Source organism: Ohtaekwangia sp., assembly GCF_036786105.1.
Classification (GTDB): domain Bacteria; phylum Bacteroidota; class Bacteroidia; order Cytophagales; family Cyclobacteriaceae; genus Ohtaekwangia.
This window is the reverse complement of sequence record NZ_DAIQRQ010000026.1, coordinates 58,501-64,506: the sequence shown is the minus strand read 5'-3', so window position 1 is coordinate 64,506 and position 6,006 is coordinate 58,501. Positions and strand designations below refer to the sequence as shown.

Here is a 6,006-nt window from a genome sequence, read left to right as displayed (position 1 = left end):
CATCGATCGGAAGGAGGTAGGACTGTAAGGAAGATAGCTGCGAGCTGTTAGTTATGAGCTGTGAGATTGCAAGCAGCAGGTTACTGGCTGCTGGAAGATTATCTGTGAATTAATCGCGTATGGTTTTTATCTGTGGTATTCATTCTGTGTCCATCTGTGAAATCTGTGGGAGATAATTTTACATTCTTCCAATAGCATCTATACTATAGGTCATCTCCCCACGCGCACCACTTCCATTTCTCCTATAGCAATATTCTTCATCGGTATAAGATTAACATGCACGATCTTTCCTTTATACTTCGCACCATTTGAAAGCAGTACGATGATTACTTGGTCTGGTTGAAGTTGTTCATCAACATGCACGGATATACGGCACAATACGGGTATATAATTAAGAAAGCTTTTGTCCATTTCGCGGTCGTCAAGCTGATAGCTATGCATGGAAGTGTTCATTCATTCTTCATACAAAGTAACGTATATAGAGGAATCTATTCAATGCAAACGATACCATAAATTGCGTTGAAGCTGAAGGCATTCTGATTGATCGACACTTTTTCCGGATTAGTCGAAAAGTCAATTACCGGCATCGTTTTTTTAGATAAAAGGCATGTTTGTTCCGATAATTATACGTTGTAACGCCATACATTTACCTCATTCAATTGGAGTATGAAAAGTGAGATGGTGACCCTTAGGCCCGATGGTCGCAAAGGTATAACGATGACGGAGTCCTACTACAAGACATTAGCGACCTATATATTGTCGGCACTTGATACTGAAGAGCCGATAACATTAAATACATTACTCGAAAAAGCGCTGAAAGATTTTACCGATTCTATTGATAGCGACATTACCTGGTATGTATTACAGGTAAAGCTCGACTTGGAAGCCCGCAGTTTCATTCGTACCGTTACGCCACCTTACAGAAAACGTCTTTTCCTTCTAAAGCTCACACGCCAGGGACAAAAGCGGCTGCAACACGACCGACTTCTGGCTGACTGGCCGCACAACTAGTATATATCGTTCATTCTCGTATCCCTTGCTTCAATTCATAAAATTGCTTCACTTTATGCAACATGAAGCAATCTATCAAAGTATCAGTGGATGCCGTTGTTTTTGGATATGATCCCGAGCAGGGTATCTCCATTCTGCTGATCAAACGAAAGTTCGAGCCCTTTCAAAAATTCTGGGCCCTGCCTGGAGGACTTGTAAAAGATGATGAGTCCCTTGAAGATGCTGTAACCCGCGAACTGCAGGAGGAAGCCGGTATAGATGTTAATTACCTTGAGCAATTATACTCTTTTGGTAAGCCTGATCGAGATCCCCGCAACCGGGTTATATCCATTGCTTATTTCGGATTGGTGCGCCCGACTGACTACCAATTGCTCGCACAAACCGATGCAGAAGATGTTGCGTGGTTCGGCATCAAGAAGCTGCCGCGTCTCGCCTTTGATCATAAAACCATTCTGGATACAGCCATCAAACGCCTGCGTGGCAAACTTGCATACGAGCCCATAGGCTTTGAATTACTCGATAAAAAATTCCCGTTCTCTGATCTTGAAAAATTATACCAGATCCTGTTAGACCAGGATATCGACAGGCGGAATTTCAAAAAGAAGATAATGGCTTATGGCTTTCTTGAAGAACTTGAGGAGTCTGTGCAGAAGAAATCCGGAAGGCCTGCGCGATTGTTCCAGTTCAATAAGAAGAAGTATTTCGAATTGAAAGAGAAGGGCTACAACTTTGATATTTTTCTCTGATCTCCTGGTAATTAACTGAAATTATTGTAAAAAATACACAAATTAATAACCAGGCAATCAACCTTGTTTTTATATTTGCGTATATAATACACAAATAAGAATATGAAAACAGAACGTTACAAAGAAAGCGTAACCCGTTTGCCGAAAGAAGGAAGACATATTGTCGCGAGTCAGCCGAATGGAAACATAGTTGTATATCAAGCTTACAGACAGCCAATTGCAGACTATGCTGTAGAACATAAGCAATTTGAAAAAGACTTTAGTTACAACAGAATGTCGTGGATAAAGCCTAATTTCTTGTGGATGATGTATCGAAGCGGATGGGCAACCAAGGAAGGACAGGAAAATATTCTGGCAATCACGATCAGTACAAATACCTTTGATATGATCTTGCAAGATGCGGTAGTATCGTCTTTCGACAAGTATTTCTATACCAGTGAAGCTGAGTGGAAGCGTGATCTTGAGGCGCACGGCGTACGATTGCAATGGGATCCGGATCACGACCTCTTTGGAAATAAGATCGAGCGGAGGGCAATTCAACTTGGATTGAAAGGAAATATACTATATCAATATGGCAAGGAGCTAATTATTGATATACAGAATATAACACCATTCGTTGTTCGCCAACGGGAAATTCTGGAAGCCGGCAGGTTAGATGACCTTGAAATTCCGTATGAAGAAATATACAGGCCAGCCTCCGAAACACTGGCTAGCAAAATAGCACTGTCTTAAACAATACATTGTATGAGTAAAATTGGCGTGATCATCGCGCGTTTTCAATCGCCTTACCTGCACGAAGGTCATAAGAGTCTGATCGAATCCGTAAGGCAACAGCATAATACCATGGTGATTGTGCTGGGCATATCGCCTGTAAAGGGAAGCAGAAGAAACCCGCTGGATTTTCAGACGCGTGAAAAGATGATCAAAAAAGAATATCCCGATGTGATGGTGTTGCCGCTGCCTGATCATCCGCTGGATACAAAGTGGTCGCAGAATCTTGATAGTTTGCTGGCCAATACATTTCCGGGATCACAATTTATACTCTATGGAAGTCGTGATAGCTTCAAGACTTACTATTCTGGTACCAATGCTACGGTAGAACTGCCTGAGAACGGGAGCTTCCGTGCCACGCTGATACGTGAACAGATCAGCGACAAGGTAATGGATTCCGAAGAGTTCAGAACTGGTATTATCTACGCGTACGCAAACACATACCTCAAAGTATATCCTACAGTAGATATAGCCGTACTGCGAAATAACAAAAGCGAGCTATTGCTCGGCCGTAAAGACATCGATAATAAGTGGCGATTGTTGGGCGGATTCTCTGATCCTACAGATAACAGTTACGAAGAGGCCGCTGCCAGAGAACTACGTGAAGAGTGTGGCGATATAGAAGTGACGCCGATGCAATACGAAGGTTCTTTCCGCGTGGCAGACTGGCGCTACCAAAATGAGTCAGACAAGATTATTACAACACTTTTCTCTACAGAATATATATCGGGCGATGCTGCAGGTAGCGATGATATTGCGGAAGTGCAGTGGTTCTCCCTGCAAACGGTAAAAGAAATGATGGACAGCCAACGTACAGCGGCAGAACATATACCACAGCTCACCGCCATTCTGAATAAATACCTGTAAGATTGAAGGCAATGCAATTATAGTTGATCTCTTAATTCCCAAGTATATGAAAACGAATCTTCTTCTCCTGGCCGATGCATACAAATACTCCCATCACAAACTATATTATCCGGGAACTACCACGATATACTCTTACCTGGAAAGTCGTGGTGGATTGTTTGATAACACCGTGTTCTACGGTTTGCAATATTATCTCAAGGAATATTTACAAGGCCCTGCGTTTACAAAGGAAGATATAGATGAAGCCGAAGAACTGATGCGCGGTGTGTTCGGGCGAAGCGATGTATTCAAACGCAGTAACTTTGAGTATATATTGAAACAACACGGAGGTCATCTTCCGGTAAAGATTAAAGCGGTTGCTGAAGGAACGTCTGTTCCCGTGCACCAGGCATTGATGACGATTGAGAATACCGATCCGGCTTGCTTCTGGCTCACCAATTTTCTGGAAACCCTGCTGATGCAGGTGTGGTATCCGAGCACCGTAGCAACGTTGTCTTTTGAAATGAAAAAGATTGTGGAGAAATATTTCGAACTTACTTCGGATGATGATGCACGGAGCGCGATCAATTTTGTGCTGAATGATTTTGGATTCAGAGGTGTAAGCTCGGTTGAAAGTGCTGGCCTCGGTGGATCGGCGCACCTGGTAAATTTTATGGGCAGCGATACTGTATATGCATCCAGGTTTGCACAGAAATACTATAACGCGAAGCAGGTATACGGCATGTCGGTGCCGGCAACAGAACACTCGATCATGACACTGCTGGGCCAGGCAGGAGAGAACGAAGTATTCGGTCATGTGCTTGAAGCATATCCCGAAGGAATTCTCTCCTGTGTATCCGATTCCTATAACATTTTTAACGCGGTTGAAAACTTGTGGGGCGAAATGTTCCGCGATCAGATTCTCAATCGGAAAGGAGCACTGGTCATCCGTCCTGATTCAGGTGATCCGATACAAACGTTGTTGAAAGTATTTGATATACTCTTTGATAAATTCGGTTTCACTATAAACAGCAAAGGCTATCGCATGTTGCCACCGCAGGTGCGCGTAATCCAGGGCGATGGTGTTGATCATGAATCTATACCTGCCATCTACGAGACGCTGAAAAGCAAAGGTATAGCCGCTGCCAACCTTGTGTTGGGCATGGGGGGTGCTCTATTGCAGAAAGTAAACCGCGATACACAGAAGTTCGCATTGAAATGTTCATACGCAGAAGTAAACGGCAAGCCGGTACACGTAAAGAAAGCTCCAATGGAAATGAATGCTGAAGGAGAGATGATCCCTTCTTTCAAAACATCCAAAGCAGGTAAACTCAAACTGGTTATGGAAGAAGGAACATTTAAAACAATGGCGCTTGATGCATCGCATTTACCAGATCAGTTAGAGACGGTTTTTGAGAATGGATCACTCACGCGCGAGCACACGTTCGAGCAGGTTCGCGAACGTGCAGAACATTCGCTGGCAAATGCACTTAAAAAGAATCAGGCGTTGCCAATAAATTGATTATCATTGTTAGTCATGGAAAACACGATCAAGATTTACGCTACCTCTACTGCTGTTTCGCTGGGTACCAAGATTGCACAGCACCTTCAGCAGCCGTTATACCCGGTGCACACCGAGAAGTTTTCGGATGGAGAATTGTTTGTGCGCTTCAACGAAAGTGTACGCGGACAAACCGTTTTTCTTATTGCCAAAGTAAATATGCCATACGAGAATTTCTTCGAGATGTTGATGACCGTAGATGCTGCAAGGCGATCTTCCGCACGCGAGGTTGTGTTGGTCATGCCATACCTTCCGCACAGCCGGCAGGAGAGAAGGGACGGACAACGGACATCGATCTCTTCACGCATGGTAGCTGATATCATTCAGTTGATGGGAGCTGATCGCATCATTACCCTCGATCTGCATACCAATGCCATTGAAGGTTTTTATAAAGTGCCCCTCGATCCGCTGTCGTCATTGAAGCTGTTTGTCGATCACATCAAAGACTGCAAGCGCGATCACCTGTGTTTATGCAGTCCTGATTTTGGTGGTATAAAGCGCATCAAACAGTATAAAAAATACCTTGATGCAGAGATGGTGGTTATCAATAAAGAAAGACTCAAAGCCAACCAGGTAGCGCACATGGAGATTATTGGTGATGTGAAGGGACGCAACGTAATCATCATCGATGATCTGGTAGATACTGCAGGCACCCTTTGCAAGGCCGCTGATCTGCTCATTGAACACGGTGCAGAATCAGTTTGCGCCTATTGTACCCATGGCGTGTTGAGCGGTGCAGCATTATCGAACCTGGAAAAGTCGCGGATCGAAAAACTATATATATCCGACACAGTCGTGGAGGCGTTGGATCATCCCAAGATCGAAGTGGTAAGTTGTGCCGAGCTGTTAGCCCGTGCGATGGAAAACCTGATTAATAATAAAAGCTTAAGCCAGATATGATAACGCGAGCTGTGGAGAACTGCTTTTGTCAGGTTTAAAGTTCAAAAGTTCAAAGTTTAAAGTTCAAAGTTCAAAGTTCAAAGTTCAAAGTTGGTGCGTAACCTTAAACCTTGGACTTTAAACTTTGAATAGAGCCGGAGGATGAAGCGGAAAAAGTGTGGATGCTTCTAA

The 6,006-nt window shown here is 43.7% G+C and carries 7 protein-coding genes; 6 read left to right on the top strand and 1 reads right to left on the bottom strand.

Annotated features, from left to right (window positions below; all coding sequences use genetic code 11):
- Window positions 1–210: 210 nt before the first annotated feature.
- A complete protein-coding gene (locus V7Q33_RS12695) occupies window positions 211–441 on the bottom strand; it encodes a hypothetical protein (RefSeq protein WP_333820068.1) in 231 nt (76 codons plus the stop codon).
- A gap of 225 nt (window positions 442–666) precedes the next feature.
- On the opposite strand from V7Q33_RS12695, the gene V7Q33_RS12690 reads away from it, so the two are divergent.
- The 6 genes from V7Q33_RS12690 (at window position 667) to V7Q33_RS12665 (ending at window position 5,835) form a co-directional block, all read left to right on the top strand.
- Entirely contained in the window at window positions 667–1,011 is a 345-nt protein-coding gene (locus V7Q33_RS12690) for a DUF6958 family protein (protein WP_331982391.1), read from the top strand.
- 62 nt (window positions 1,012–1,073) lie between these two features.
- Window positions 1,074–1,757 carry an NUDIX hydrolase gene (locus V7Q33_RS12685; protein ID WP_331982388.1) on the top strand — a complete coding sequence of 228 codons (684 nt, stop codon included), beginning with the start codon at window positions 1,074–1,076 and terminating at the stop codon, window positions 1,755–1,757.
- 102 nt (window positions 1,758–1,859) lie between these two features.
- Window positions 1,860–2,489, top strand: coding sequence for a DUF4291 domain-containing protein (locus V7Q33_RS12680; protein ID WP_333820067.1), 630 nt, complete (start codon window positions 1,860–1,862; stop codon window positions 2,487–2,489).
- A gap of 12 nt (window positions 2,490–2,501) precedes the next feature.
- Window positions 2,502–3,395, top strand: a complete 894-nt coding sequence (locus V7Q33_RS12675) for an NUDIX domain-containing protein (RefSeq protein ID WP_333820066.1) — start codon at window positions 2,502–2,504, stop codon at window positions 3,393–3,395.
- 46 nt (window positions 3,396–3,441) lie between these two features.
- Window positions 3,442–4,896 carry a nicotinate phosphoribosyltransferase gene (locus V7Q33_RS12670; protein ID WP_333820065.1) on the top strand — a complete coding sequence of 485 codons (1,455 nt, stop codon included), beginning with the start codon at window positions 3,442–3,444 and terminating at the stop codon, window positions 4,894–4,896.
- A gap of 15 nt (window positions 4,897–4,911) precedes the next feature.
- Entirely contained in the window at window positions 4,912–5,835 is a 924-nt protein-coding gene (locus V7Q33_RS12665; protein ID WP_331982379.1) for a ribose-phosphate diphosphokinase, read from the top strand.
- Window positions 5,836–6,006 lie beyond the last annotated feature (171 nt).